The organism is Mycobacterium sp. 134, assembly GCF_048282715.1.
GTDB lineage: Bacteria > Actinomycetota > Actinomycetes > Mycobacteriales > Mycobacteriaceae > Mycobacterium > Mycobacterium septicum.
Genome location: NZ_JBLVUN010000008.1, coordinates 2,491,276 through 2,516,139, shown reverse-complemented (window position 1 = coordinate 2,516,139; position 24,864 = coordinate 2,491,276). Strand labels below are relative to the sequence as shown.

The following is a 24,864-nucleotide window of genomic DNA, read 5'->3' as shown; positions in this document are numbered from 1 at the left end:
CGGCGTGTTTGCCCGACACCGTGAACGGCACACGGTACGTTGCGTCTGGGCCGGGGTTGTGACTGAGTGGACTGGTACGGAGCGTCATGGAATCGACCAAATACATCGGCCGCGTAGGCGCCCTGGCCGTTGCTCTCGGCATCGGCACGGCCCTGACTTCCGGCACCGGAATCGCCTGGGCCGAAGGCGGGTCCGGCGATCCTGGCAAATCGACGGCGGGAAGCCCCGGGGGCTCCCCCTCGAGCTCGGGGCCGAAGAAGAATCCGGGCAAACCCTCCGACGCCAAGAAGCCGGCCACCACTCCGTCGGGCACGCTGTCGAAGATCGGCGAGCGGATCCGCAAGGATGTCGAGTCGGGCCTGAATGACGTCGGTGACGCGATCAAGCAGACGCAGAGCCGGCTGGACTCCGCGCGGACCCCGCTGCGCACCCGGACGACCAAGGCCCGGAGCAAGATTCAGGGCACATTGACCAATGCCCCCGAGACGGGCAACAAGGCCGACGCCGGCGAGAAGACCGATACCACCCGGATCGTCCCGGAGGCCGCGACCTCCGCGCCTGATCTGCGGCGCGCGCAGCGCCCCAAAACCGTGGTCGTCCGGATGCGGGATGCCGCCGAGGACATCGATCAGCGCGGCCGCGACGCCCTTTCGACGCTGCGCACCGAGGTCACGTCGTTCGACGTTCCCGCCGTCGTGAAGGAGAGCCTCGTCCCGGCGGCGCCGGTCCCGACGCCCGAGCCCACCGCACCCAAGGTCGCCGCCGCGCCGGTGGTCTCGGCCCTGCTGGGTGTCGCCGGCCTGGCGCCGTTCGGCGCGGGCACCAGCCCGGTCGCCCCCGGCCAGTCCCCCGCCCTGTGGGCGATGATGGCTTGGACCCGAAGGGAATTCGAGCGAACCATCAATCCGTTGAGTTCCCGGGTCACCTCGGCCAAGGACGCCGCCTCGGTGGTCGCCGAGGGTGAGATCCAGCCGATGGCGGCCGCCGCCCCCAATGGCGCCGTGCAGACCGATGACCTGACGCCCAAGCCCCAGGTCCCGTCCTCCCTGGCCGGCGCCACCACACCGCTCGGGTGGGTGACCGGAGTCGGCGTCACCGACCACTGGTACGTCGCGGGCACGGATCTGGGCATCATGTGGAACAGCGGCTACACCGATCCCGTGACCGGAAAGCCGGTCATCTACACGTTGTTCGGCGACACCTACAGCGAGCCGGGCATGGCCGGTGACTGGCGCAACAACGTGTTGTTCCGCACCATCGACACCGATCTGTCCGACGGCCTGCAGTTCAACGGTGCGGTGATCAACGCCGGAGCGCAATATCCCGGGGATCCCAACGGGGTTCATCAGTGGTACGGCACCGGAGGCGCCCCGGCGGGCGCCACCCAGATCATCTACGACCCCGGCCAGGACGGACTGTTCGGCCGGACCTACACGATGATCCCGACGTCGGCGATCGCGATCGAAAACGCCGGTGCCGAGGGCGGTTACCGGCAGTACGCCACGGTGATGTCGGTCCGCACCTGGGACAACCCGGGCAGCTGGACCACCAACTACTCCGGGATCGCCTACTCCGACGACGGTGGCAAGACCTGGACCGTCGACCCCGACACCATCCGTTCGTCGGGCTGGTTCCGCGCCGGGCCCGCCTACGTGCCCGGCGACGAGCATTTCCAGCAGAATGCCCTGGTCATGTCGGACGACCCAACCGACCCCTACGTCTACGTGTACGGGACCCCGTCGGGCAGGCAGGGTTCGGCGTATGTGGCCCGCGTGGAGAAGGACCAGATCACCAACCTGGATGCCTATGAGTACTGGTCGGGCGAGAATTCCAGCGGTGCCGGGCAGTGGGTCACCGGTGACCCGTCGGCGGCAGTTCCGGTGTTCGGCTCCAGCAGCACCGATTTCCTGCCGACGCTCTACAAGGTGGCGGACTTCTTCACGTTCGGGTTGTTCACCAAGATCGCGAACGGCATCTGGGTCGGCGGGCTGCCCACCAACGGCAACGTGAGCGAAATGTCGGTGCAGTACAACGAGTATCTCGGCAAGTACGTCGTGCTCTACACCGATGGCGGCAACAACGTCGTGATGCGGGTGTCGGATTCACCGCAGGGCACATGGTCGGATACGACGACGCTGGTGAACAACAATCTCACCAACAACAGCGGCATGTACGCGCCCATGATCCACCCGATGTCGGGCACCGACTACTTCAACAAGGTTGACGCCAACGGCAATGTCGTGCAGGACAACTCGCAGTACCTGTACTACAACCTGTCCTACTGGGGTGACTACAACGTCCGGTTGATGCAGACCGACCTGTCCACGATGAAGACGATCTCGGTGTAGTCCATGCACCGCGCTTTCACATCGACCGCGGTGGCCCTCACCATGGCTGCCGCACTCTCCACGACTGCCTGCGCACACGCCGATCCCGAACCGGTGCCGCAGGGGCCGTCCGAAACCACGGCCCCTCAACCTGACTCGTCATGCACCGAAAGTCTTGCCGGGGTGTTGACTCCCGCCGATCCCAAGCAACTCGGCAACAACCGGTTGTTGCTGCAATGCAAAGACGGCAGCTGGCAGCGGTTCGCCGAGGCCTATCCGTCGTCGGACCGCTGGCTGACCACAGGCCCCGAAATGATCCTGCACGGGCAGGGCCGGCGGAACCCGGAAGCCGCGGCGGGCACCTGGACCGGGACACCGCAGACTGCAGAAGCCCACTGTGGCGCCGAGGTCGTCGACGTCCTGGGCGCCGGTGAGACGTCGGAGCCCGAGACGGTCAGCGCTGAACCGGGCCAACCGCTGACCGTCGAGGTCAGCGATCACATGTTCACGGCGAAGCTCAGCGGCTATTGCCTCTGGGCGCGTAGCTGAGCGGCGGCGATAAAGGCTCCACAAACAGGTAGTGCATTACTCATGTGAGGTTGCCTCATCTGGTGCGAATATCGCATGAGAGGGCGTCGAGTGAAGTCCTCAAGGCGAGAACGAGGCCTACTACATGAAGAAGCAGCACTGGAACACCCTTGTGGCCAGCATTCGGCATGGCCAGTGCATCCTCGTCCTCGGCCCGGAAATCCCGATGGACACCGTCGGCACCCCTGCCGATGCAGAGGACAGCAGCTTCGCTGAGGCGCTGACGCGCGAACTCGCAACCGAACTCGAAGAGAACGAATTGCGAGTCACGGGTACAACGTTGGCCGCCGTCGCCCAACAGTATGAAGACGCCCAAGATTTCGGCCCCAATGCGCTGCGAGCGCGTGCAGAAAAGTTCTACAAATCGCCACAATTCGTGCACTCAGAAATCCACAACGCCCTTGCGGCGTTGCCGTTCAGCCTGATTCTGACCACCTGCCAAGACGACTTGATGGCCGACGCCCTCCAGGCGACGGGCAAGTCCCCGATCGTCGAGCGGTACCACCTGCACGGTGACAAGCGCAACAATCCAGAGTTCGAAGTGCCGAACTCGCCCCAAGCGCCACTGATCTACCACCTGTTCGGCGACGCTCAAGAACCCGGATCTCTAGTCCTGAGCGAGAACGACTTGCTCGACTTCTTGATCGGCGTCGTGTCCGATAGGCCGCCACTACCAAATAGCCTCGTGCGGGCACTCAAGCGCAACGGCCAGAGCTTCCTGTTCGTCGGCTTCGGAATCACGCAATGGTATCTGCGCGTGCTGCTGAAGGTTCTGGTGCGATCCCTCGAACTGCATCGCACCAGCAGCACGATCGCCGCCGAACCGTTGCGCAGGTTGTCCGAAGTCGATCGCGAGCAGACGATTCTGTTTTATCAACGCGGTACGCGAATCGAGCTCGAAGATGCGGACACCAGGGCGTTCTTGACCGAGTTGAAAGAACGACTGGATGCCGAAGGAGGATTCACCCGGCAGATCGCACCGACCGGCCCCTGCCCGCGTGTGTTTATCAGCTACGCCCACGAGGACCGTGACCTCGCCTGCATTACGTTCGACGCGCTGCAAAAGGCAAGCTTCGAACCCTGGTGGGACAGCGACGCGTTGCGCGGCGGAGACCTATGGGACGAGCGCATCCGTGACGAGCTCGACGTCACCGACTTCACACTTGTGCTCTACAGCCCTGCGTTGTCCCGCAAGACGGACAGCTACGTCAACAAGGAGATCGCGCTGGCACGGGAACGCGCGCGGAAAGTGCGCGGCCCCTGTCTGATTCCGCTCCGCACGGCCGACATCGCCACCGAGGACATCATCTCTGAACTGAGTGAGTATCAAGCGATGTCGCTGCGGCCCGCGCACTTCGACGATGACATCGCGAAGGTCATCTCGTCTATGCGTCGCGACTATCAGCGCCGGCACCGGTGATTGCCATGGCCGCCAATCGAAACCGCTATCCCGGCGCACAGCCGTTCTCGAGAAATAGTCAAATCCTGTGGATCGAGGGTCGTCAGGCGACCTCGGACACTGGGGTGTCGGGCGATGGTTCCGGGGTGATGTCGACCGGACGTTCGAGGAGCTTGCCCTGGTGGAACACTGCGCCGGCCCGCACCAACGCCACCAGGTGTGGTGCGTTGACCGCCCGCCACCGCGACTGCGCTGCTTCGATCAGCTTGTAGGCCATCGCCATGCCCGCCGCCCGTGATCCCGGGCCCTTGGTCACCCTGGTCCGAAGCCGAACCGTCGCGAAGGTCGATTCGATCGGGTTCGTGGTGCGTAGATGCACCCAGTGCTCGGCGGGATACCGGAAGTACTCGAGCAGCACGTCGGCGTCATCGACGATTTTCTTCACCGCTTTCGGGTACTTCGCGCTGTAGTCACGTTCGAACGCTGCGATCGCCAACTGCGCCTTGTCGATGTCCTCGGCCCCGATGATCTCCTTCATCGCCGCCAACGCACCCGGATGCGCCGATTTCGGGAGTGCAGCAAGAACGTTGGCTTGTTTGTGGAACCAGCAGCGTTGTTCGCGGGTGGCGGGGAACACCTCCCGCAGTGCCCGCCAGAATCCCAAAGCTCCGTCCCCGACCGCGAGCGCCGGCGCGCGCATCCCGCGGCGGCGGCAATCCCGCAGCAGGTCCGCCCAGGACTCGGTGGACTCTCGGTAGCCGTCGGCCAGGGCGACGAGTTCCTTGCGGCCGTCCGCCCGCACCCCGAGCATCACCAACAGGCAGAGCTTTTCCTGCTCGAGCCGGACTTTCAGGTGGATGCCGTCGACCCACAGGTACACGTAGTCGACCTGCGAGAGGTCCCTGGTGCCGAAGGCCTTCGCCTCGTCCTGCCACTGGGCCGTGAGCCGGGTGATCGAGGATGCGGACAGTCCGGCGCCGGTGCCGAGGAACTGTTCGAGCGCCGGCCCGAAGTCACTGGTTGACAGGCCGTGCAGGTACAGCAGCGGCAGCACCTCCGATACCTGCTCGGACTTGCGAGCCCAGGCGGGCAGGATCGCCGAGGAGAACCGCTTGCGCTCGCCGGTATCGGGGTCGATCCGCTTGTCGTTCACGCGGGGCGCCTTCACCGCCACCGCACCCGCCGAGGTCACGACCTCACGTTCGGCGTGGTATCCGTTGCGGACCACCAGTCGGTGGCCGTGTTCGTCGACCTCACCGGCATACCGGGCTACATAGTCGGCGACCTCGGCCTGCAACGCCGCGGCCAGCATCTGCCGGGCACCGTCGCGGACGATCTGGTCGAGCAACGACCGGCCCGCACCGGCCGCATTGCGGGTCTCGTTGGAGTCGTCGTTGTTGTCTACTACCGTGAGCACGGGCGTGCCTTCCCGCCAGCGCGCCAACGCTGGTCTTGATCAGAATTCGGATTCCTTGCAGATCATCTTCCGGGAAGGCACGCCCGCCCGGGATCCACAGGTTCTGATCATTGCTCGCCGTTCTCGGACGACGAGTTCTCCCGCAAGGTCTTCTTCGGGCGCGAACATGCGGCCCGAGTACTTGCCGACAAAATCCTGGCCAGCCATATGGTCACGGTCTATGCGCGCTCTGGCCTGGGCAAGACTTCACTGCTGCAGGCAGGAGTCGCGACAAAACTGCGCGACGATGGCTTTCTGCCGTTGTTCGTCAGGGTGAACGACACTAATCACGGCCCCTTCCGCGCACTCCTCGAGACCATTCCCGGCGAAACGGAAAGGCAGTGCGTCGAGTACGTGCCGGGGCGGACAGACTCACTGTGGAGCTTCTTCAAAACCGCCGAGTTCTGGCGCGACGATCTCCTGCTGACACCGGTTTTGATCCTCGATCAATTCGAGGAGCTCTTCACATTGCAGAGCGAGCAGGCACGTACGCACTTCCTCAACGAGTTGAGTTACCTAACCCGCGGGGTCCAGCCACCGTCCGCCGATGAGACAACGCCCTGCGACCTGAGTCAGAATCCTCCGGTCGTCAGCATCGTGCTGTCTTTGCGCGAGGACTTTCTGGGTTATCTGGAGGAGGCCGCCGAGCACATCCCTCAGATCCTAGATGCACGCTTCCGGCTGGCACCGCTCGATCTGGAAGCAGCCGAGGAGGCGATCGTCGAGCCTGCAGCTGTGGCAGATCCCGGGCTCGACACCAGACCGTTCGAGCTGGACCGCACGGCCGTCGCCGCCATCTTGGACCACCTTGCACACGCCCGCACCCAGCAGGTCAGCGACGCCCGCAACTACGTTGAACCCTTTCAGCTGCAACTGATCTGCCGGCGAATGGAACAGATTGCTGATTCCCGTCAGCGGGAGTCCGGGGCCGCCATGACCATGACGATGGCAGACCTCGGCGGCGAAGCCGGTCTTACCCAGACGCTGCGCGACTTCTATCGAGAGGCGATCGACAACCTGCCGGACCGACGCGGCCGCCGTGCGTCGCGCCGCCTGTGCGAGGAGTACCTGATCAGTCCGGAAGGACGTCGTCTCAGTCTTGAAGAAAATGAACTCAGCCGAAACCTCGGCCTGCCCCCGGAGTCCCTCGGCTGCTTGGTGAGAAGCCGCCTGTTACGTGCCGAGAACCGGTCGGAAAGCACCTATTACGAACTAAGCCACGACGCTCTGGTGGAGCCCATACTGGCATCCAGACGCACTAAGGCTCAGGTAATGGGGATGCTCGGGATCGGCGCAGGCGCACTGCTCTTCCTTGGTTCTTTTCTGGCGCTCCTATCGACTCCTTTAGGGGTCTATGCCGTCGCAACGCAGTCGGGCGGAGGTGACGCGATCGTCGCCGCAGTAGCAGGAGTAATAGGAGGTTGCATCTACCTGGCAGTCGTGGTCACATCCGCAATTCTGCTGCGCGGCAGCGCACGCTCGATGTTGCGGTACCGACTCGCCCGTGAACCCGCGGTGCCCGGTCCCAGCACACGCGTCCGGAACGTCTGGTTCGGCGGACTGTCGGCGCTCGTCGGCGGCGCAGTCGTCGTGATATGCGGCCTTATAGCGTTGGCAGAGGCGGTGACGATTGCGCTTGGACCGACGAGCAAGTTGCTGCTGTCAGTCGCACAAGTGTTGGGATCACTCGACTACGTAAAGCACCGCTACCTACACGGAATGGGTCTCGACACACTCGCCCAATTGGTTGCCGCAATAGCAATTCTCATTGTTGGTTGGCACCTGTTCCGATGGGGTGTGTATCGACTAGGAGGCGTAAGGCTTCGGGATCTGCATCGGGCGCCGCATCGACAAGGGTGGAGGAACACTGCGCTTACGGTGGCCAGGGTGCTTCTTGGCGGGATCGCGATCCTGTCCGCTGTTGTGTTCGCCGGCTTCGCCGTCGTGACGGTCCAATGCGCTTATGTTGCACCCGGTGTAATGCCTAGGTGGCTGCCTGACGTGCCGTTGAACATCCGGGAAGTCGACTGCGCGTATGGGTATTACGGAGCGCGTCCCCTATATCTGCTATTCGACCTTCTCATGCTGGCGGCACTTCTAATCGTCGCGATTCCCACGCTACGTCGTGCGTTTGCGGCCATCCGGCAACGTTTCGCCATACGCCCTAACCAATCAGCTAAGGAAAAAGTGCTGGCTAGTCCTGGCTCCAAACATGGCCTTCAGCCCGTCGGCGCGGGCCGCGGCCGATCAGTTAATCGTCCGCTGAGCGGCAGGTAACGCCGCTACCCGACTCCCCTGTTCAGCCACGACACCTCTGCGCCGTCACCGCCGTTGCGGTAGGGCTCGAGGGACTCGTCCCATGCGGTACCCAGCACGGTGTCGAGTTCGGCTGCCAGCATGTCGGCGCCGCCGGCCATCAGGGAGCGCAGCCGCATCTCGCCGACCATCACATCGCCGTTGGCACTCATGGCACCGCTCCACAGACCGAGCTGAGGAGTATGGCACCAGCGGTGTCCGTCCACTCCCGCGCTGGGGTCCTCGGTCACCTCGAAGCGCAGCACAGACCAGGAGCGCAGGGCATTGGCCAACTGCGCCCCGGTGCCGACGGGACCAACCCAGTTGGTGACCGCGCGCAACTGGCCGGGCATGGCCGGTTGCGGGGTCCACTTCAGGTTCGCCCGCGCCGACAGGGTCGACGACAACGCCCACTCAACATGCGGGCATACCGCCGCGGGTGAGGCATGGACATACACCACGCCCGTCGCCGCGTCGGCGAACTGGTTCGACGCACGCATCTGCTACTCCTTCGGATACGAGGGACGTCTTCCCCAACGGCCTGGTATTCCGATCGAGCATGCAGTTGTGTGTGCCGCGCGTGTCTATTGTGCCTCGTGTGGCCAGTGTTGCGCTAGTCTGTCCCGCTTTCTCTCAGCACTCCATCAGATATCGCGGGCCACAGCGGGTAGGTCCAGTCCCCGAAGTCGCGGTCGGTGAGCACCACCAAGGCCAGGTCAGCGGCCGGATCGACCCACAGAAACGTCCCCGACTGGCCGAAATGTCCGAACGTGCGCGGAGAGTTTGCCGAGCCCGTCCAGTGTGGGGATTTGCCGTCGCGAAGCTCGAAGCCCAGTCCCCAGTCATTGGGCCGTTGCACACCGAACCCCGGCAACACCCCGTCCAGCCCGCGAAACTGCACCGTGACGGCCTCGTCGTGCATTTGCTGAGAAACCAGCGCCGGCCGCATCAACTCCCGGGCGAACACCGCCAGGTCGGCAACGGTCGACACGCCGCCGAACCCGGCCGCCTCAGCCCCACCCAACAGCTTGGACGCCGACATCTGCAGCGGCTCGAACACTGCCTCGGTCAGATAGCTACCGAACTCGATGTCGGCGGCCTCCTCGACCGCCCGGGCCAGCAGTTCGAATCCGTAGTTGGAATAGATGCGACGCTGCCCCGGCTGCGCGAGCACCTCGGCCGAACGCATGGCCACGCCCGACGCGTGCGCCAACAGGTGACGGATCGTCGCACCGGGCGGACCGGCCGGGGTGTCGAGGTCGACCACGCCTTCTTCGATCGCGATCTGCGCAGCCCGCGCCACGAGCGGTTTGGTCACCGAGGCCAGCGTGAACGCCTTGTCCATATCGCCGCGGCCGGCCAGCACCCCGGATGGGCCGACCACCGCAGCGGCCACCGAGTCGACCGGCCAGGTATCGATGACGTCGAGAACGCCGGCATCCATCAGGACCGTCCGCTCTTCGGGCAAGCACTCATCCCGCAAAATCTATCGGGCGCGCCCCATGCTCCGGGAAAGCAGTTCCTCGACCATGACCGCTGCCACCGCATCCACGTCGGCGACCAGGCGACGCAGACCGACCACCTGCCGAACGAGATCTCGCGGATCGGTGTCCGTGACCGCGGAGAGCCGGTGCACATCGCAGACGGCCCGATACGCCGACTGGGTCGATTCCGGTTCGGTGGCATCACACCACCGCTGCATGGACTGCGCCCACGACCTCACCCGGTCGTCCGCGTTCTGCCGGTGCGCCAGGCTCAACGCCCGCCGGTACACATCGGCCGCCCACTCCACCGGCACGGGTTCGTCGAGCACCGGCATCAGGACCTGGTCGAGTGTTTGGTACCCGGCCGTGTCGCCGGCGGCGACGGCAGCTGTGCCGGCGAGCGCCCGCGCCAGCGCCACGAGGGCGGCATCGTCCAAGTTCTCCGCGATGGCGGCCAGTTGCCGTGTCGCAGATTCGAATTGCTCGCGATCTCCGGCGTCGGCCGCCGTCACCGCGAGCAGATAAGCCAGGTAACCGTGTGCAGCGGCCTCGGGAACGCCGTCGAGCAGTAGCTGAGCTCGCTGCGCCCAACTGCGGGCCAGCGCGAGGTGACCGCGGGCCAGCCAGGCCAAGCCGAGCTCGGCGGCCTTCATCGCGGCCTGCACGGGGTCGGTCCGCAGCAGACGGGTGTGTACCTGTTCGTTGATCCGAACGGATTCCCGACCGTGCCCCTGGCGCCAGGCCGCCGAGGCATACACGGCAAGATCGTCGGTGTCGAGGGTCTGCACCCCGTCGACGAGACTGAAGGATTCATAGCTGGTACGCCAGTCATTTCGGCGATACGCCGTGCGCGCCACCACCAGCAATTGGGTTCGATCGTCGACCACAACCCACGGTATCCCGGCGACGGGTGGCCGGGCCGAGATTCGGCGGCGACGATATCCGACCTCTAATTGGACACCTGTCCGGTTTGCATTAGGTTATAGGCATGCCTCAGACAGTGCGTGGTGTGATCTCCCGGAGCAAGAAGCAGCCCGTCGAGTTGGTCGACATTGTCATTCCCGATCCGGGTCCCGGCGAGGTGGTGGTCGACATCATCGCCTGCGGTGTGTGCCATACCGACCTGACCTACCGCGAGGGCGGCATCAACGACGAGTACCCGTTCCTGTTGGGCCACGAGGCCGCGGGCACCGTCGAGTCGGTCGGCGAGGGCGTCACCCATGTCGAGCCGGGCGATTTCGTGATCCTGAACTGGCGCGCGGTGTGCGGGGAATGCCGCGCCTGTAAGCGGGGTCGCCCGCACCTGTGCTTCGACACCCACAACGCCACCCAGAAGATGACGCTGACCGACGGCACCGAGCTCACCCCGGCGCTGGGCATCGGCGCCTTCGCCGACAAGACCCTGGTGCACGAAGGGCAGTGCACCAAGGTCGATTCCGAGGCGGATCCGGCGGTGGCCGGCCTGCTGGGCTGCGGTGTGATGGCCGGCATCGGCGCAGCCATCAACACCGGCGCGGTGACCCGCGACGACACCGTTGCGGTGATCGGCTGCGGCGGTGTGGGCGATGCCGCGATCGCCGGTGCCGCTCTGGTCGGCGCCAAGAAGATCATCGCCGTCGACACCGACAACAAGAAGCTCAACTGGGCGCGCGATTTCGGCGCCACCCACACCATCAACGCCCGCGAACTCGACGCGGTCCAGACCATCCAGGATCTGACCGACGGGTTCGGCGCCGACGTGGTCATCGACGCGGTCGGTCGCCCCGAGACCTGGAAGCAGGCGTTCTACGCGCGTGATCTGGCCGGCACCGTGGTGCTGGTCGGCGTCCCGACCCCGGACATGAAGCTGGAGATGCCGTTGGTCGACTTCTTCTCCCGCGGCGGGTCATTGAAGTCCTCCTGGTACGGCGACTGCCTGCCCGAGCGCGACTTCCCCACCCTGATCTCCCTGTACCTGCAGGGTCGGCTGCCGTTGGAGAAGTTCGTCTCCGAGCGCATCGGCCTGGACGCGATCGAGGATGCGTTCCACAAGATGCACGCCGGCGAGGTGCTGCGTTCGGTGGTGGTGCTGAAGTGAGCGCGTCCAACATTCAGCGGGTGGTCACCAGCGGCAAGTTCGAGCTGGACGGCGGCTCCTGGGACGTCGACAACAACATCTGGATCGTCGGCGACGACTCCGACGTCGTGGTCTTCGACGCCGCCCATACCGCCGCCCCGATCATCGAGGCCGTGGGCGGTCGCAACGTCGTCGCGGTGGTCTGCACCCACGGCCACAACGACCACATCACCGTCGCACCCGAACTGGGCAAGGCGCTGGACGCGCCGGTGCTGCTGCATCCCGCTGACGCGATGCTGTGGCGAGTCGTCCACCCCGACAGCGACTTCCGAACCGTCGAGGATGGCCAGGTGTTGCGGGCCGGCGGCATCGAGTTGCATGCCCTGCACACCCCCGGGCACTCCCCCGGATCGGTCTGCTGGTCGATCCCCGAACTGAACGCGGTGGTGTCTGGCGACACCCTGTTCCAGGGCGGACCGGGTGCCACCGGACGGTCGTTCTCGGACTTCCCGACGATCCTGGATTCCATCTCGAAGCGGCTGGGCCTGCTGCCCGGTGAGACGGTGGTCTACACCGGTCACGGTGACACCACCACGATCGGCGATGAGATCGTGCATTACGACGAATGGGTTGCGCGCGGTCACTGACGATGAGCCGCGAGGGACGAGCGGCGAAGAGGAAGGGACCCAACCAGCCCGGTCACTGACGATGAGCCGCGAGGGACGAGCGGCGAGGAGGAAGTGGCCACACCCGCCCGGCATTAGCGCATGCGGCCACGACTGAGTGGCTAGCCTGGGGCAATGGTCGGCAGGCCAGTTCGCACCGTGGTGTTGCTTTGCGTGGCACTGCTGATCGCGACGGCCTGTTCACCGTCGGCGCCCGAGCCGATGCCGCCGCTCACCGCTCCGGCTGCCGCACCGACCATCGGTCAGGTGGCGCTGCCCAAGTTCGGCGTCTCAGGGACCTCGTTGACGCTCGATGGCAGGCCGTGGTGGCCGATCGGCATCAACGCCTACCAACTGGCCACCAACTGGTCCGTCAATGCCGGGTGCGGGGCACAGGTCGATCTCGACTCGTACTTCGGCGCCCTGCCGCCGCACTCGCTGACCCGGTTCAACGCCTACTCCAGTTTCGCGGTGAACAAGTACACCGGGCAGCTCGATTTCACCTCGCTCGATGAGGTGTTCCGGGCCGCCGAACGACACGGGCAGCTGCTGATCGCGGTGCTCACCAGTGACGACGGCGGTTGCGAGAACGACTATTTCAAAGATTACGACTGGTACGCGGGCGGTTGGCGCACCGACATCTCGCACGGTCTGCCGATGACTTTCGCCGCGTGGCTGGACACCGCGGTCAAGCGCTGGGGTGGCTCGCCATCGCTTGCCGGGTGGACCGCGGTGGGCGAACCCGAGCCGTCCTACTGCCTGGACCACACCTGCCATTGGACCAAGCGCGGCTGCCACACCACTGCTCCCGAGACACTCCGTGCATTCCTGGATGTCTCCGGCGCCCGAATCCGCGAATTGGACCCCGGCACCGTCATCTTCAGCGGACACGCGGGCGGTGGGCAATGCGGGTCGGCGGGACACGAGTTCGAGATGGTGGCTGCCTCCCCCGGTGTGGACGTGCTCGAGTACCACTACTACGAGCACGCCGATTACCTGCCCGGAGACCCGTACGACGGCCTGGCGCGCCGCGTCGCGCAAACACGAGCCGTAGGCAAGCCGCTGTTTGCCGCTGAGATCGGCATGGAGGCCGGCTTCTGCGCATCGCTCGGTCAGCGGAAGCAGGTCCTCGGCGATGCCATCGCCAAGATGCGGACGATGGGCGCCGCAGGTGCGATGTTCTGGGCCTTCGTGCCGGATCCGCGGCCCAGCGAATGCACCCTCGACATCGGGCCGGCCGATCCGTTGATGTCGCTGATCGGCGCGACGCCCGGCTAGGGGACATTGCGATCACGCTGAGCCAGTTCCTTACCGGACTACGGCGGTATGCCCATAGTGGCAGCCATGACGAGTTCGGATGGGCGTAGCGCGGCGGTGATCGGCGCCGGGCAGACCGGGGTGACAGCGGCTCTGGGACTGTTGGACAACGGGTTTGACGTCACGCTCTACAGCGACCGGGATCAGCGCAGCCTGCGCGACGATGTTCCGGCCACCGGGACCGCCCTGATCTTCGGCGAGGCGCAGCGGGCCGAGGAGTCCCTGGGTCTCAACACCTACCTGGCCACCGCGCCGACCTCGACCGGCCAGAGCGTGCGGGTGGTCGACGGCTCCGGACCGGATCGTGCGGAGGAGATCGCGTTCGACGCCGACTTCGACGGGTTCGTCGGGGTTGCGGTGGACACCCGGCTCAAGGCCGACGACCGGCTCACGCTGTTCTTGCAACGCGGCGGCCGGTTCGTGGTCGAGGCCGTCGACCCGACCCGACTGGACGCCATCGCCGCCGATGTCGATCTGACGCTGGTGGCCACGGGCCGCGGCGGGTTGTCGGGCCTGTTCCCGGTCGACACCGCACGCTCCGCCTACGACCGTCCCCAACGCAGCCTGCTGACCGTCACTTTGGCCGGGTTACCGTACGGTCCAAATGTTTTCGCCCATCGTGGCGGTGCCGGCGGGCGGCACAACGCGTTCACTGTGGTCACCGATCAGGGCGAGTCCTGGTGGGGCGGGTACCTGCACAAGGATGCCGGGCCGACGTGGACGTTCCTGGGCTGGGCCCGCCCCGGCAGCGAGTGGGAACGTCGTTTCGCCGGTGCCGACAGCGCACAGTCCGCACTCGACGTCGTCACCGCGCTGCACCGCGACTACATCGACTGGGACCTGCCCGAGGTAGGTGCGCTCAGGATTGTCGAGGACGATCCGCACTCGTGGCTCAAAGGCGCCGTCACCCAGGTGGTCCGGTCCGGGGTGGGCCGCACCGCGAGTGGTCATCCCGTTGCCGCGCTGGGCGATACCGCGGTGTCCTTCGACCCGATCGCCGGCCAGGGCGCGCAGGGCGGACTGGTCCACGCCGCCGCCTTCGTCCGCAGGGCCGCGGCACATGACGGCCGGTTCGACGAAGCCTGGCTGCGCGGCGCATTCGAGGACTTCTACGACCACCGGGCCCGGTCCGCGCAGTTGGTGACCCGGTTGTTCCTGTCCGATCCCGAGCTGGCCGAGTACGGCAACCTGTTCTTCGCAGCGGCGCAGGGCAGCCCTCGATTCGCCTCGAAACTGTTTGGCCTGCTCGATGATCCACGGCCGGTTGAATCACTCACCTCGCTGGCGGCGGCCAAACAGCTGATCACCGAATTCGCGGGCGAACCGGCGGATACACTGCTGGAGCGGTTCGTCCCGGCAGGCACGTTCCAGCGATCGAGCTTGGCGCCTCAGGCAGCGTAGAGGCTCGGCTTCCTCAGTTCTCCAGGATGCGGCGCTTCTCCGCCTCGAACTCCGCCTCGGTCAGGGCCCCGGTATCACGCAGGGCAGCAATCGTTTTGAGCTGTTCGAGCCTGACCGCCTGATCGGTGGGCTGGTAGCTTGTCGGCTGGTAGTTGGTGGGCTGATAACCGCCGGGCATCGCCGGGTACGGCGGCATCGGCTCCGGCCCCACGGCTGAAATGGGTCGGGCCCGCTTGCTCTCCCGCGCCGACCACATCATGCCGGTGATCAACCCCAGCACACCCAGAGCGGCCAGACCGCCGAACAACCAGAGCAGCCAGCCGTATTGGCTGCCGTGCCCGAAGGCCAGCCGTGGATTGATGTAGCCCTGGACCTGGCCGTCGACGCTGATCTCGTAGACACCCGGGCTGGAAACCTGCATGACCCACACCCGCACCCTGGCGTCGTTGTTCACCGTGGTTGTCCCACCGATGCTTTCGGTCAGCACCGGATCGGCGGCGCCGTCGGGCGCGGACACGTGCAACCGCAGCGGGGGCACCGGCAGCCCGCTGCCCGATCCGGTGACCATGGTGTGGAGGCTGACGGTCACCTCGCCCTGTGGCAACTCCAGGCCGGCGGCGCCAGGGATGGGTACCTCGCCGTAGGCGTCGTACTCGTCCAGGACGAACGCGTTGAGGAACACCATCGTGAACAGGCCGACAGCGCCGATGACGAGGGTGCAGATCGATGTCACGATCGCGACGCGCGGTGCAGACCGACGGCTGTTCATAGCCGAAGTTTGTCATGGCCGACGGCTCACGAGCTACCGTCGGGGTATGCCTCGCGACGAGACTGACGCCCCCGCGACCACCGGCCCGGTCCGGCGGTTCGCCCTGCGCTACTGGGTGGCCCTGATCCTGGTCGCCCTCGCGGCCATCTTCGTCGCCCAGAACCGTGATCGGGTGGGCGTACACGTGCTCTGGGTGACCGTCGAGTCGCCGATGTGGTTCATCTTGGTCATCATTTTCGTCATGGGTCTTCTCATCGGACTGCTGCTGCGGCGGCGACGCCGCTAGCCATGCCCGCACCACGCCGGACGGCGCCCCACCCCCATACCGCCGGAATCAGTTCGGCGATCAAGCTTCTGGAGCTGGCGGCGCGCACCGTGCCGATCCCGGACCCGCCGCTGCCGATCGTCATCGCCGATTACGGGGCGGGCACCGCACAGAATTCGATGCAGCCGATCAACGCCGCGATCGCGGCCGTGCGCGGCCGCACCCGTCCCGAACACTCGGTCCTGGTGACACACACCGATGTCGCCGACAACGACTTCTCCACGATGTTCCGGATCCTCGAAGAAGATCCGGAGTCCTATCTGCACAAGGATTCGGCCACGTTCAGTTCGGCGATCGGCCGGTCGTTCTACAGCCAGATCCTGCCGTCGAACAGCGTGCACCTGGGTTGGTCAGCCTGGGCGGTCGTGCGGTTGGGCCGGGTGCCGATGCCGGTCACCGACCACGTCGTCGCGGCGTGCAGCCGCGATGAGCGGGTGCGCACCGCCTATGCCAGGCAGGCGGCTCACGATTGGCACGAGTTCATCGCTTTTCGCGGCCGCGAGCTGTATCCGGGTGGGCGCCTGGTGGTGTTGACGACCGCGCTGGACGACGACGGTGACTTCGGTTATCGACCGCTGTTCGGGTCCGTGGCCGGCGCGCTGGCGGAATTGGTCACCGACGGTGTGGTCAGTGCCGACGAGGTCGCCCGGATGTCGCTGCCGATCGCTGGGCGGCGTGCCGCCGATTTCGCCGCGCCGTTCGCCCCTTCGGGTCGGTTCGAGCGGCTGGAGGTCCAGCACGTGGAGGTGTTCGACGCCGAGGACCGAATCTTCAGCGCCTACCGCTCTGACCGCAACGCACACGCTTTCGGCACCCGCTGGGCCGATTTCTGTCGCTTCACCGCGTTTGCCGACCTGGGCGCCGCGATCGGCGCCCCCGACCGGTTACCGGTGTTCTACGACCGGTTGCACGCGGGCATCGCGGCCCGGCTGTCCTCTGAGCCCGAGGAGATGCGGATACCGATCGCGGCGGTGGTGCTGGAGAAGCGCCGCCCGAAATAGCGATCGGCCCGGCCGCCGGTCACCCGGGCGACCACGTCGGCAGTGCGGCATCGATCAGGTGCGGCCCCGGCTCTGCCAGCGCTGCGCGGAATTGCTCGGCAAGTTCCTCCGCCGTGCCGGCTCGGGTGGCCGGAACCCCGAATCCCTGTGCGATCGAAGCGAAGTCGATGTCGGGCCTACTCAGGTCGAGCAGGGAGCGCGACCGTTCCCCATCGGCGTGGGTGCCCACACGCAGCAACTCCAGCTGCAAGATCGCATAGGCGTGGTTGTTGAGGATCACCACGGTGACGTCGAGTTGTTCGCGGGCCATCGTCCACAGTGCCGAAATGGTGTATGCGGCACTGCCGTCTGACTGTAGGGCGATCACCGGGCGGTGCGGCGCGGCGATCGCGGCCCCCACTGCCACCGGTAGGCCCTGTCCGATCGCGCCACCGGTCAGGGTGAGGACATCGTGCACCGCCGCACCTGCCGTGGCGGCCGGCAGGAACATCCCGCTCGTGTTGGCCTCATCGGAGATGATGGCGTTCTCGGGCAGCAGCGTGCCGATCACCTGTGCGAGGTTCTGCGGATTGAGCGGGCCCGTCGGCAGGGCGGCCCGATCGGGTTGCGGTGTAGTCGGCACGACCCCGCCCAATTCGTCTGCGAGGCTCGCAAGATCGTCGACGGCCAGGGATCGGACTTCGGCTCCGTCGGGTACCAGCACGCTCGGCTTCCCCGGATAGGCGAAGAACGACACCGGCGATTTCGCGCCGACGAGTAGCAGGTGCGTTGCCCCGGAGAGCTGTTGAGTGGCCTGTTCGGCCAGGTAGCCGAGGCGTTCGATGGCGGGTACCCCCTGCCCGCGGGTCAGCCGGGCCGGGAAGGTTTCGACCAGGACACGCGCCCCGGTGGCCGAGTGGATTCGTGCTGCCGCTTGTAACCCGTCGGCGCCAGTGACCGCACCGCCGAGCAACACCACCACCCGCTCTCCCTGTGCGCGCAGCAGTTCGGCGGCGCCGGCCACATCGGTGTCGTCGCCGGAGGCCGGCTCTTGGGGAGACGCTGTGTCCGGCAACGGGTTCTGTGGTGCGCTGCCCCAGGAGTAGTCGGCGGGCAGAATCACCGTGGCGACGCGTCCGGGCGCGCCGGTCGCGCTCTGCACGGCACTGTGGACTGCCGCGTCGAGATCGGCGGCCGATTCCGGCCGATGCACCGAGCCGTGCGTCCAGTACCCGAGCGCGTCGATGTCGGATTCCAGCGGTGCGTCCAGGGGCTGGTGGTAGGTGGCATGGTCGCCGACGACATTGACCACGGGGCTGAACGCCCGCCGGGCGTTGTGCAGGTTGGCCAGGCCATTGGCCATACCTGGGCCGAGGTGCAGCAGGGTCGCCGCGGGCCTACCGGCGATGCGGGCGTACCCGTCGGCGGCTCCGGTGGCGACGCCTTCGAACAGGCACAGCACCGGGCGCATGTCGGGAGCGGAATCCAGCGCGGCGACGAAGTGCATTTCCGAGGTGCCCGGGTTCGCGAAGCACACGTCGACGCCTTCGGCGAGTAGACGGTTCACCACTACTTCGGCGCCGGTGCTCATGCGCGCCTGGCCATCAACAGCAGTCCGCCGATACCGAGCGCGGCATCTTCGGCGACCGTGGCCATGTTCCAGATCCCGCGGCGGTCTCCGCTGCGGATCGCCGCCAGGCGCGTCATGGCCAGCAGGAGCGCGGCCACCGACCACGATCCGAGAAAGGCCTCCGCTCTTCGTCCCGTCGCATAGGCGACGATGCCGTAGCCCAGGCCCGCGTTGAAGGCCCCGATTTCACGTTGATACCACCGGTCATGCACCCATCCATAGTGGTCTGCCACCCGCCTGGGCGCCAGCACATGTCCGGTGAAAGCGCCGACAGCCATCGCCAACGCTCCCACTCCGAGCGCCAGTTCAGCAGTGCTGTGTTTGGTCATCTCCACCCACCCTACTATTGACTGATTATCAATCAGTATGGGACGGTAAGCGGGAACACCAACCGGAGTCAATCGGGGGTAGACATGAGACGAAGTCGAATCAACCTGTCCGGCAAGCGAATTGTGCTTACCGGCGCCTCTACCGGAATCGGCCGGGAAATGGCCCTGGCCCTGGCCCGCCAGGGCGCGGTCCTGGTCGTCGCGGCCCGGCGGGAGGGCCTGCTCAACAAGCTGGCGGACGAGGTTTCCCGCGCCGGCGGGACCCGCCCCATCGTGCTCGCCGCCGACCTCACCGAGCCCGGTGCAGCCGCAGCTGTCGGAGGCCGCGCACTCGACGCTCTCGGGGGCGGCGTGGACATCGTCATCAACAACGCGGGCGCCAATTTGACCGGGCCGCAATCACTGATCGCCGATTCGGCCTTTGCCCGTGAGGTTTTCGAGGTGAACCTGTGGTCACCGCTCGCGCTGACCGCAGCCTTGCTGCCGGCCATGCACGCCGTGGGCACCGGCACGATCGTCAACGTCACCTCGACCGTGCAGGCGGTTCCGCTGCCGCTGCTCGGGTATTACGCGGCCTCGAAGGCTGCGCTCGCCCAGGCCACCCGCTCGCTGCGGTTGGAGCTGGCCGAGACCGACATCCGGGTGCTCGAGGTGGTGCCCGGATCCACCGACACCGCCCTGCGCGACGTCGACGAACTGCCGTGGAAGGCAAAGCCTCCGCGAACACTGCCACCGGTAGCGCCGGCACGGACCGCCGCAGCCGTCGTCCGCGGCCTGCAACGTGGCGCGACCCGGGTCGTCTATCCGGCCTATTCGTTGGTCCCGCTCGAAATCCCGGCGTTCGGCCGGCTCGTGGCCGCCGTCGGCGGGCGACGGGTCAACACTCTCGACGCGCTGGAACTGGGGGCCCGATGATGCGCCTCACCTTCAGCGATCGGCAGATCCGCATCGGCACCACACTGGGGATCATCCACGTGCTGGTGGCACTGGCCGCACATTTCGCGGTACCCACGTCACTGGAGAGCCGGCTGGGCCTCATCGCCGATCCCTGGTTCCGCCGCGAAACCGGCACGGTCAACGCCGGATTCGCCTACGGCCTGTACCGGGTCTCCCGCGGGGAGCGGGATGCCACCTTCATCCGCAGCACCGCGATCAGCGGGCTGCTGATGGCCGCGGTGCGCGGGGTCGCGACGCTGCGCGGACGACGTGGAGGCCCACTCTCGGCACTGGTACTCACCAGTGATCTGGCCCTGGGACTGGGCGGGCTGATGCTGGCCCGGCAGTTCGACCGATGAGCAGCCACGCCGGGGTGCGGGTCAGCGCCGCCGACCTGGACCAGCCGCCGCGGCCCGGCGCACCGAACAAGCTGGCCCACATCGTGTTCAAGACGCCACGCGCGACCGAAATGTCGGACTGGTACTGCCGAGCCCTGGACGCCGTCGTGGTCTTCGACGACAAGCGGATCAGCTTCCTGACCTACGACCATGAGCATCACCGCATCGCGCTGATCAAAGTGCTTCGGCTGCTTCGGTTTCCAGGGCTGGTCTGGAAGCTGCACCGCAAGGTCTACGGTGTCGACCACATCGCGTTCACCTACTCCGACCTGAACGCGCTGCTGGCCACCTACCGCCGCCTGGCGGATGCCGGCATCGCACCGGTGTGGTGCATCAACCACGGACCCACCACCTCGATCTACTACGAGGACCCGGACGGCAACCGGATCGAGCTCCAGGTCGACAACTTCACCACGAATCAGGAGCTGCTCGATTGGCTCGCGGGAGGAGAGTTCGATGCCAACCCGATCGGCGTCGAGTTCGATCCCGACGTGTTGCAGCGGCTGGTGACTGCCGGAGTCCCGGGGCTCACCCGGCGGGGGTCGGCGCCGCCCGACGCCCGACCCGCGCGGGCCGGACTGCGGACCCTGCGCTGGAAAACACTGTAGGAGCGTGTGAAATGCGATTGGCCACCTTCTCACTGTCGACCGGTGAAGCTCGGGCCGGCTCCGTCGTCGGCGACGAGATCGCCGACCTGAGCGCCTGCCACGACGGCCCCGACTCGATCCTGAGCCTGTTGCATCGCCCCGACTGGGCGACCGCGGTGGCATCACTGCTGCCCGGTGCGCCCCGGTATCCGATCGAGACCGCGGTGTTGCATGCCCCCGTCCCGGCACCGTCGTTGTACATGGCGATCGGGCTCAACGCGCGCGACCACCGCCGCGACGTCAACTTGCGTTGGTTGATGCGCGAACCACGGCTCGTCAGGATCGCCGCGGGCTACCTCCTGGCCCATCCGCGGCCCCGGTATCCGTTCTTCTTCGCCAAGGCACCATCGTCGATCGTCGGGCATGGCGCTCCGATCGTGCTGCCGCGCGACGCCAGACAGGTCGACTGGGAAGGTGAGCTCGCAGTCATCATCGGCGCCGGCATCCACGACGTGGGCGAGGATGGCGCCCGCGCGGCGATCGCCGGCTACCTGATCGCCAACGATGTGTCGATCCGGGACTGGCAGACCGACAATCCCACCGCGACGGCGCTGGCCAAGAGTCACCCCAGCCACGGCCCGCTGGGACCGTGGCTGGTGACCGCTGACGAAGTGGATCTGGGCTCGGCCGAGTTGCGCACCTACCTCAACGGCGAGCAGCGTCAGCGCGGCAGCATCAGCGATCTGATCCTGTCCCCCGCGCAGGTGGTCAGCCGGCTCAGCCGGTTCTGCGCCCTGCGGCCCGGCGACGTGGTGGCATGCGGAACGTTCGGTGGCACCGGGTGGCCGGTCGGCCGGTTCCTGCGGCCCGGCGACACGGTGCGTATCGAGGTCGATGGCATCGGGACCCTGAGCAATCCCGTTAGCCTGGGCTGATGCCAGCCAAACGGGCCGTCGCCGACCGGCGTCAACTGATCATCGACGCGGCCCGAAAGCTCTTCGCGAGCCGTCCGTACGACCAGGTCACCACATCGGAGATCGCGAAGAATGCCGGCGTGGCCTACGGGTTGATCGCCCATCACTTCGACAACAAGCGGGGCCTGTATCTGGCGGTGATGAACGAGATCGCGGTGGAGATCGCGGCCGTGCAACTCTCCGCTCCGCCGGCCGACTCCTCGCTCATCGATCAGCTGCGCCATGCGTTACGTAGCCACATCGCCTACATCGATTCGTATTCGGACAGCTTCGTCGCGCTCATGCGCGGCGCACTGGGAGCCGATCCCGAACACCAGGCAGCGATCGAACGGCTCCGCTGGATGGGCGCCGCACGGATCCTGTTGGCGCTGGGGATCGTTGAGCCCGTCGCGCCGGCGCTTCGGACCGCCATGCACGGGTGGGTCGGCTACCTCGACGAGATGATGATCGACCGCATCGCGCACCGCGACATCGACGTCGATGCGTTGGTCGAATTCGCCACCGCAGCCCTGGTCGCCACGCTGCGTACGGCAGCCGACCTGGATCCCGCGATCGTCTACTCCCCCGATGTCACCGAGGCGCTCGGTTCGTTCCGATGATCGCCGCTGTCATTGCATTTCTCGGCTATACCGGCGTCATGGTGCGCATCGACCAGCGTCTCAAGTCCCGCGGTACTGGGATCATCGCATTCGAACTGGCCGGGACGGCCGAGCGGGCCGAACACATCATGGCCGCATGGGGCCACGACGGACGACGCGACGCGCGGACCTCGCTGCGCCTGGATTTCGGATACATGCTGACCTACGGAACCGTGCTGGCGCTGCTGGTCGACCGGGCGCGTCGCAAGCATGACCATCCGGCAGCACTGCCGTGGCTGGCCGTTCCGGCCGTTGCCGCAGATGCAGTGGAAGGTATCGCCCTGTTGAAAGTACTGCGGCGCAACGCTATCGACGCCAATGCGCGACGGGCGCGCATTGCGGCGTTGATCAAGTTCGGGATCCTCGCCGTAGGGCTGAGTTATGCCGCAACCTGGCCATACAAGGGGAATCGTCCTGGCTGACAGCGTGTTTCGCCGTCTGCGCTCTTCAGCCTCCGGTGTGACCGCCGCCCGGCGCCGGAACCCACGGCAGGCCGGGGATCGTCGGATACGGGGCGGTGGGGCTCCACGGCGCGTGAGTGGTGGTCGGCGCCTGAGTGGTCGTCACCGGGGCTTCCGTCGTGGTCGGAGGTGGAGCCTCGGTGGTCGGGGTCGGGGTCGGTGTCTCGGCAGGCGGAGGGTTCTCGGTCACCGGCGGGGCCTCGGGGGCGGGTTGCTCCACGGTCTGGGTCACGGTTTGCGGGGCCGGAGCCTCATGCGTGACGGTCTGCGGTGCGTCGACGGTCGCGGGTCCGTCGACCGGCGCGGCAGGTGCGCTCTCCTCTGGGGCGGCAGTCGTCGACGGGACGGCCTTGGTCTTGGACGCCGGACGAGTGGGCTCGTCGCTGCCGGTGATGCTGATCAACACCGCCACCACGGCAACCAGGACCGCCGCGGCACCGGCACCCAGGATCACCGGGGGCCGCCGGTACCAGGGCATCGCCGCGATCTCGTCGCGTTCGGTCAGCTCACGCTCACCGAACTCGAGTTGGGGGCGCGCCGTGGTGCGCCCGCCCGCGGGTTCGAAACCGGTGTCGAAGTCGGTCCCGTAGTCGTCGCCGTACCGCTCGGCGCTGTAGTCGTCGACCGGTGCGACGTCGGGGACATCCTGGGCATCGGACCAGGCCAGCGCCTGGGGTGCGGCGGGAGGCTCGGGCGCCACCAAGGCCGCGGCCGCGGTCGGCGGGGCCCCGGCGGAGGCAGGCGCCATCGCGGTCATGCCGTCCTCGGCGGTGCCGCGGACCGCGATCAGGCCACCGCCGATGGCCGGGGTGAGCTCTGGTTGCGGCGCGGTGATCACGGGCACGCGCAGGTGCTGGGACAGCGACGTGGTGATCGCCGGGATCCTGGCCCCGCCACCGGTGGTGGCCACCGCCACGAGCTCACCGGGGCGCAGGCCGGCGCGTTCGACCGCACCGTGCAGCACCGACATGAACTCGCGCAGCGGTTCGGCGATCACGTCGTCGAGTTCGTTGCGGTTCAGCCGGACATCGCTACGATGCCCGGGCAATTCGGCGACAAGAGCCGTGACGGACTCGGTGGACAGGCGCTCCTTGGCGCGTCGGCACTCAGCGCGCAGGCGGCCCAGGGATCCGATGGCCGAGGTGCTGGCCAGGTCGATCGTTCCAGCCGAGGACAGGTCGTTCACCACGTGGGTGAGCAGCCCCTGATCCATCAGGTCACCGGACAGGTCGGGGTGCCGAATCGTCGGCGCGATCGGCTGATAACCGTTGTCCGCGTCGGCGAGGGTGATGCTGGTGCCGCTGCCCCCGAAGTCGCACACCGCGATCACACCGCGCGTGGGCACCCCGGGGTTGTCCTGGAGCGCAACCAGCGCTGCCTTCGCGTCGGGCACCAGGACCGGATCTCCGAAGCCGCCGACGGCGGCCAGTTCGGCGCGCAATGCCTCGACCTGGTTGGGCCGCCAGTGCGCGGGATGGGTGACGGCGATCGGATCAGCCGGCGGGCGTCCCCCGGTCAGCGTGCGGAGCAGCGCCGCCAGGGCGTCGGCCAGCACGGCCTCGCCCCGGTGCGACGAGCCGTCAGGGGCCAGCATCCCGACCGGGTCCCCCACCCGCTCGACGAAGTCGGTGAGGATCAGACCGCGCTCGTTCAGTTTGGGGTTCTCGCTGGGTACACCCACCTCAGGGGCCCGGTGCGGGAAGAGGGTCAACACCGGCGACCGCGTCACCGCGGTGCGGCCCACCACTACCGCTGTGAGGTTCGTCGATCCAATCGACAACCCGATCCCGTCAGCCATGTCACCCCGTTTCGAGAAGAACCCTATCCGGTAGTCCCTCTCGATTGACGG

The 24,864-nt window shown here is 66.7% G+C and carries 23 protein-coding genes and 1 pseudogene; 16 read left to right on the top strand and 8 right to left on the bottom strand.

What is annotated here, in order from left to right:
• The first annotated feature begins 86 nt into the window (after positions 1-86).
• The 3 genes from ACNQVK_RS16755 to ACNQVK_RS16745 all read left to right on the top strand — a co-directional run bounded on the left by ACNQVK_RS16755 (position 87) and on the right by ACNQVK_RS16745 (position 4,335).
• On the top strand, positions 87-2,348 hold the full coding sequence (locus tag ACNQVK_RS16755) for a DUF4185 domain-containing protein (RefSeq protein ID WP_418030415.1): 2,262 nt from the start codon (positions 87-89) through the stop codon (positions 2,346-2,348).
• A gap of 3 nt (positions 2,349-2,351) precedes the next feature.
• Positions 2,352-2,876: a hypothetical protein gene (locus ACNQVK_RS16750; protein ID WP_418030414.1), complete on the top strand. Its 525-nt coding sequence runs from the start codon at positions 2,352-2,354 to the stop codon at positions 2,874-2,876.
• A 124-nt stretch (positions 2,877-3,000) separates the two neighbouring features.
• A complete protein-coding gene (locus ACNQVK_RS16745) occupies positions 3,001-4,335 on the top strand; it encodes a toll/interleukin-1 receptor domain-containing protein (RefSeq protein ID WP_418030413.1) in 1,335 nt (444 codons plus the stop codon).
• Between the two features lie 82 nt (positions 4,336-4,417).
• Here ACNQVK_RS16745 and ACNQVK_RS16740 read toward each other — a convergent pair whose 3' ends face one another.
• Positions 4,418-5,731, bottom strand: a complete 1,314-nt coding sequence (locus ACNQVK_RS16740) for an IS256 family transposase (protein ID WP_019344575.1) — start codon at positions 5,729-5,731, stop codon at positions 4,418-4,420.
• Positions 5,732-5,881: 150 nt separating this feature from the next.
• Here ACNQVK_RS16740 and ACNQVK_RS16735 point away from each other — a divergent pair.
• Positions 5,882-8,047 (top strand): annotated as a pseudogene (locus ACNQVK_RS16735) (hypothetical protein); the annotation flags it as partial.
• Between the two features lie 5 nt (positions 8,048-8,052).
• Here the strand turns inward: ACNQVK_RS16735 and ACNQVK_RS16730 are convergent.
• The 3 genes from ACNQVK_RS16730 to ACNQVK_RS16720 form a co-directional block, all read right to left on the bottom strand.
• Entirely contained in the window at positions 8,053-8,565 is a 513-nt protein-coding gene (locus ACNQVK_RS16730; protein ID WP_029108676.1) for a DUF3145 domain-containing protein, read from the bottom strand.
• Positions 8,566-8,678: 113 nt separating this feature from the next.
• On the bottom strand, positions 8,679-9,509 hold the full coding sequence (locus ACNQVK_RS16725; protein WP_418034185.1) for a serine hydrolase domain-containing protein: 831 nt from the start codon (positions 9,507-9,509) through the stop codon (positions 8,679-8,681).
• A gap of 42 nt (positions 9,510-9,551) precedes the next feature.
• Complete coding sequence (locus tag ACNQVK_RS16720) at positions 9,552-10,436, bottom strand: chemotaxis protein CheY (protein WP_418030412.1); 885 nt, start codon at positions 10,434-10,436, stop codon at positions 9,552-9,554.
• A 101-nt stretch (positions 10,437-10,537) separates the two neighbouring features.
• On the opposite strand from ACNQVK_RS16720, the gene ACNQVK_RS16715 reads away from it, so the two are divergent.
• From ACNQVK_RS16715 to ACNQVK_RS16700, 4 genes are all read left to right on the top strand, one after another.
• Positions 10,538-11,626 (top strand): S-(hydroxymethyl)mycothiol dehydrogenase, encoded by a 1,089-nt coding sequence (locus ACNQVK_RS16715; RefSeq protein WP_418030411.1) that lies wholly within the window; start codon positions 10,538-10,540, stop codon positions 11,624-11,626.
• Positions 11,623-12,252 carry an MBL fold metallo-hydrolase gene (locus tag ACNQVK_RS16710; RefSeq protein ID WP_418030410.1) on the top strand — a complete coding sequence of 210 codons (630 nt, stop codon included), beginning with the start codon at positions 11,623-11,625 and terminating at the stop codon, positions 12,250-12,252. The genes ACNQVK_RS16715 and ACNQVK_RS16710 overlap by 4 nt, the downstream gene beginning before the upstream one ends.
• Before the next feature lie 153 nt (positions 12,253-12,405).
• Positions 12,406-13,548 (top strand): beta-mannosidase, encoded by a 1,143-nt coding sequence (locus ACNQVK_RS16705; protein WP_418030409.1) that lies wholly within the window; start codon positions 12,406-12,408, stop codon positions 13,546-13,548.
• A 66-nt stretch (positions 13,549-13,614) separates the two neighbouring features.
• Positions 13,615-14,988 (top strand): styrene monooxygenase/indole monooxygenase family protein, encoded by a 1,374-nt coding sequence (locus ACNQVK_RS16700; protein WP_418030408.1) that lies wholly within the window; start codon positions 13,615-13,617, stop codon positions 14,986-14,988.
• A gap of 13 nt (positions 14,989-15,001) precedes the next feature.
• Here the strand turns inward: ACNQVK_RS16700 and ACNQVK_RS16695 are convergent, their stop codons facing one another.
• The gene (locus ACNQVK_RS16695) at positions 15,002-15,757 is read right to left on the bottom strand and encodes an SHOCT domain-containing protein (RefSeq protein WP_418030407.1); all 756 of its coding nucleotides are present in this window, start codon (positions 15,755-15,757) and stop codon (positions 15,002-15,004) included.
• 46 nt (positions 15,758-15,803) lie between these two features.
• Here ACNQVK_RS16695 and ACNQVK_RS16690 point away from each other — a divergent pair, with 46 nt between their 5' ends.
• Positions 15,804-16,043, top strand: a complete 240-nt coding sequence (locus ACNQVK_RS16690; RefSeq protein ID WP_409550672.1) for an LPXTG cell wall anchor domain-containing protein — start codon at positions 15,804-15,806, stop codon at positions 16,041-16,043.
• A 2-nt stretch (positions 16,044-16,045) separates the two neighbouring features.
• Positions 16,046-17,083 carry an SAM-dependent methyltransferase gene (locus ACNQVK_RS16685; protein ID WP_418030406.1) on the top strand — a complete coding sequence of 346 codons (1,038 nt, stop codon included), beginning with the start codon at positions 16,046-16,048 and terminating at the stop codon, positions 17,081-17,083.
• Between the two features lie 19 nt (positions 17,084-17,102).
• On the opposite strand, the gene ACNQVK_RS16680 is transcribed toward ACNQVK_RS16685, so the two are convergent.
• Entirely contained in the window at positions 17,103-18,653 is a 1,551-nt protein-coding gene (locus ACNQVK_RS16680; RefSeq protein ID WP_418030405.1) for an acetolactate synthase large subunit, read from the bottom strand.
• A complete protein-coding gene (locus tag ACNQVK_RS16675; protein ID WP_409550675.1) occupies positions 18,650-19,021 on the bottom strand; it encodes a hypothetical protein in 372 nt (123 codons plus the stop codon). The genes ACNQVK_RS16680 and ACNQVK_RS16675 overlap by 4 nt, the downstream gene beginning before the upstream one ends.
• A gap of 84 nt (positions 19,022-19,105) precedes the next feature.
• On the opposite strand from ACNQVK_RS16675, the gene ACNQVK_RS16670 reads away from it, so the two are divergent.
• From ACNQVK_RS16670 to ACNQVK_RS16645, 6 genes are read left to right on the top strand one after another with little or no spacing between them, the layout of a single operon-like run.
• Positions 19,106-19,936, top strand: coding sequence for an SDR family NAD(P)-dependent oxidoreductase (locus tag ACNQVK_RS16670; RefSeq protein ID WP_418030404.1), 831 nt, complete (start codon positions 19,106-19,108; stop codon positions 19,934-19,936).
• Positions 19,933-20,316 (top strand): hypothetical protein, encoded by a 384-nt coding sequence (locus tag ACNQVK_RS16665; protein WP_418030403.1) that lies wholly within the window; start codon positions 19,933-19,935, stop codon positions 20,314-20,316. Before ACNQVK_RS16670 ends, ACNQVK_RS16665 begins: the two co-directional genes overlap by 4 nt.
• Positions 20,313-20,963, top strand: coding sequence for a VOC family protein (locus tag ACNQVK_RS16660; protein WP_418030402.1), 651 nt, complete (start codon positions 20,313-20,315; stop codon positions 20,961-20,963). Before ACNQVK_RS16665 ends, ACNQVK_RS16660 begins: the two co-directional genes overlap by 4 nt.
• 11 nt (positions 20,964-20,974) lie before the next feature.
• Positions 20,975-21,877: a fumarylacetoacetate hydrolase family protein gene (locus ACNQVK_RS16655; protein ID WP_418030401.1), complete on the top strand. Its 903-nt coding sequence runs from the start codon at positions 20,975-20,977 to the stop codon at positions 21,875-21,877.
• Entirely contained in the window at positions 21,877-22,515 is a 639-nt protein-coding gene (locus ACNQVK_RS16650; protein ID WP_418030400.1) for a TetR/AcrR family transcriptional regulator, read from the top strand. The genes ACNQVK_RS16655 and ACNQVK_RS16650 overlap by 1 nt, the downstream gene beginning before the upstream one ends.
• Entirely contained in the window at positions 22,512-22,976 is a 465-nt protein-coding gene (locus ACNQVK_RS16645) for a hypothetical protein (protein ID WP_418030399.1), read from the top strand. The genes ACNQVK_RS16650 and ACNQVK_RS16645 overlap by 4 nt, the downstream gene beginning before the upstream one ends.
• A 25-nt stretch (positions 22,977-23,001) precedes the next feature.
• Here ACNQVK_RS16645 and ACNQVK_RS16640 read toward each other — a convergent pair whose 3' ends face one another.
• Positions 23,002-24,813 (bottom strand): Hsp70 family protein, encoded by a 1,812-nt coding sequence (locus ACNQVK_RS16640; protein WP_418030398.1) that lies wholly within the window; start codon positions 24,811-24,813, stop codon positions 23,002-23,004.
• Between the last annotated feature and the right edge of the window lie 51 nt (positions 24,814-24,864).

Coding starts and splice junctions, on each gene's coding strand:
- ACNQVK_RS16755 (WP_418030415.1), top strand. CDS start 87: ATGGAATCGACCAAATACATCGGCCGCGTAGGCGCCCTGGCCGTTGCT.
- ACNQVK_RS16750 (WP_418030414.1), top strand. CDS start 2,352: ATGCACCGCGCTTTCACATCGACCGCGGTGGCCCTCACCATGGCTGCC.
- ACNQVK_RS16745 (WP_418030413.1), top strand. CDS start 3,001: ATGAAGAAGCAGCACTGGAACACCCTTGTGGCCAGCATTCGGCATGGC.
- ACNQVK_RS16730 (WP_029108676.1), bottom strand. CDS start 8,565: ATGCGTGCGTCGAACCAGTTCGCCGACGCGGCGACGGGCGTGGTGTAT.
- ACNQVK_RS16725 (WP_418034185.1), bottom strand. CDS start 9,509: ATGGATGCCGGCGTTCTCGACGTCATCGATACCTGGCCGGTCGACTCG.
- ACNQVK_RS16715 (WP_418030411.1), top strand. CDS start 10,538: ATGCCTCAGACAGTGCGTGGTGTGATCTCCCGGAGCAAGAAGCAGCCC.
- ACNQVK_RS16705 (WP_418030409.1), top strand. CDS start 12,406: ATGGTCGGCAGGCCAGTTCGCACCGTGGTGTTGCTTTGCGTGGCACTG.
- ACNQVK_RS16700 (WP_418030408.1), top strand. CDS start 13,615: ATGACGAGTTCGGATGGGCGTAGCGCGGCGGTGATCGGCGCCGGGCAG.
- ACNQVK_RS16695 (WP_418030407.1), bottom strand. CDS start 15,757: ATGAACAGCCGTCGGTCTGCACCGCGCGTCGCGATCGTGACATCGATC.
- ACNQVK_RS16690 (WP_409550672.1), top strand. CDS start 15,804: ATGCCTCGCGACGAGACTGACGCCCCCGCGACCACCGGCCCGGTCCGG.
- ACNQVK_RS16685 (WP_418030406.1), top strand. CDS start 16,046: ATGCCCGCACCACGCCGGACGGCGCCCCACCCCCATACCGCCGGAATC.
- ACNQVK_RS16680 (WP_418030405.1), bottom strand. CDS start 18,653: ATGAGCACCGGCGCCGAAGTAGTGGTGAACCGTCTACTCGCCGAAGGC.
- ACNQVK_RS16675 (WP_409550675.1), bottom strand. CDS start 19,021: ATGACCAAACACAGCACTGCTGAACTGGCGCTCGGAGTGGGAGCGTTG.
- ACNQVK_RS16670 (WP_418030404.1), top strand. CDS start 19,106: ATGAGACGAAGTCGAATCAACCTGTCCGGCAAGCGAATTGTGCTTACC.
- ACNQVK_RS16665 (WP_418030403.1), top strand. CDS start 19,933: ATGATGCGCCTCACCTTCAGCGATCGGCAGATCCGCATCGGCACCACA.
- ACNQVK_RS16660 (WP_418030402.1), top strand. CDS start 20,313: ATGAGCAGCCACGCCGGGGTGCGGGTCAGCGCCGCCGACCTGGACCAG.
- ACNQVK_RS16655 (WP_418030401.1), top strand. CDS start 20,975: ATGCGATTGGCCACCTTCTCACTGTCGACCGGTGAAGCTCGGGCCGGC.
- ACNQVK_RS16650 (WP_418030400.1), top strand. CDS start 21,877: ATGCCAGCCAAACGGGCCGTCGCCGACCGGCGTCAACTGATCATCGAC.
- ACNQVK_RS16645 (WP_418030399.1), top strand. CDS start 22,512: ATGATCGCCGCTGTCATTGCATTTCTCGGCTATACCGGCGTCATGGTG.
- ACNQVK_RS16640 (WP_418030398.1), bottom strand. CDS start 24,813: ATGGCTGACGGGATCGGGTTGTCGATTGGATCGACGAACCTCACAGCG.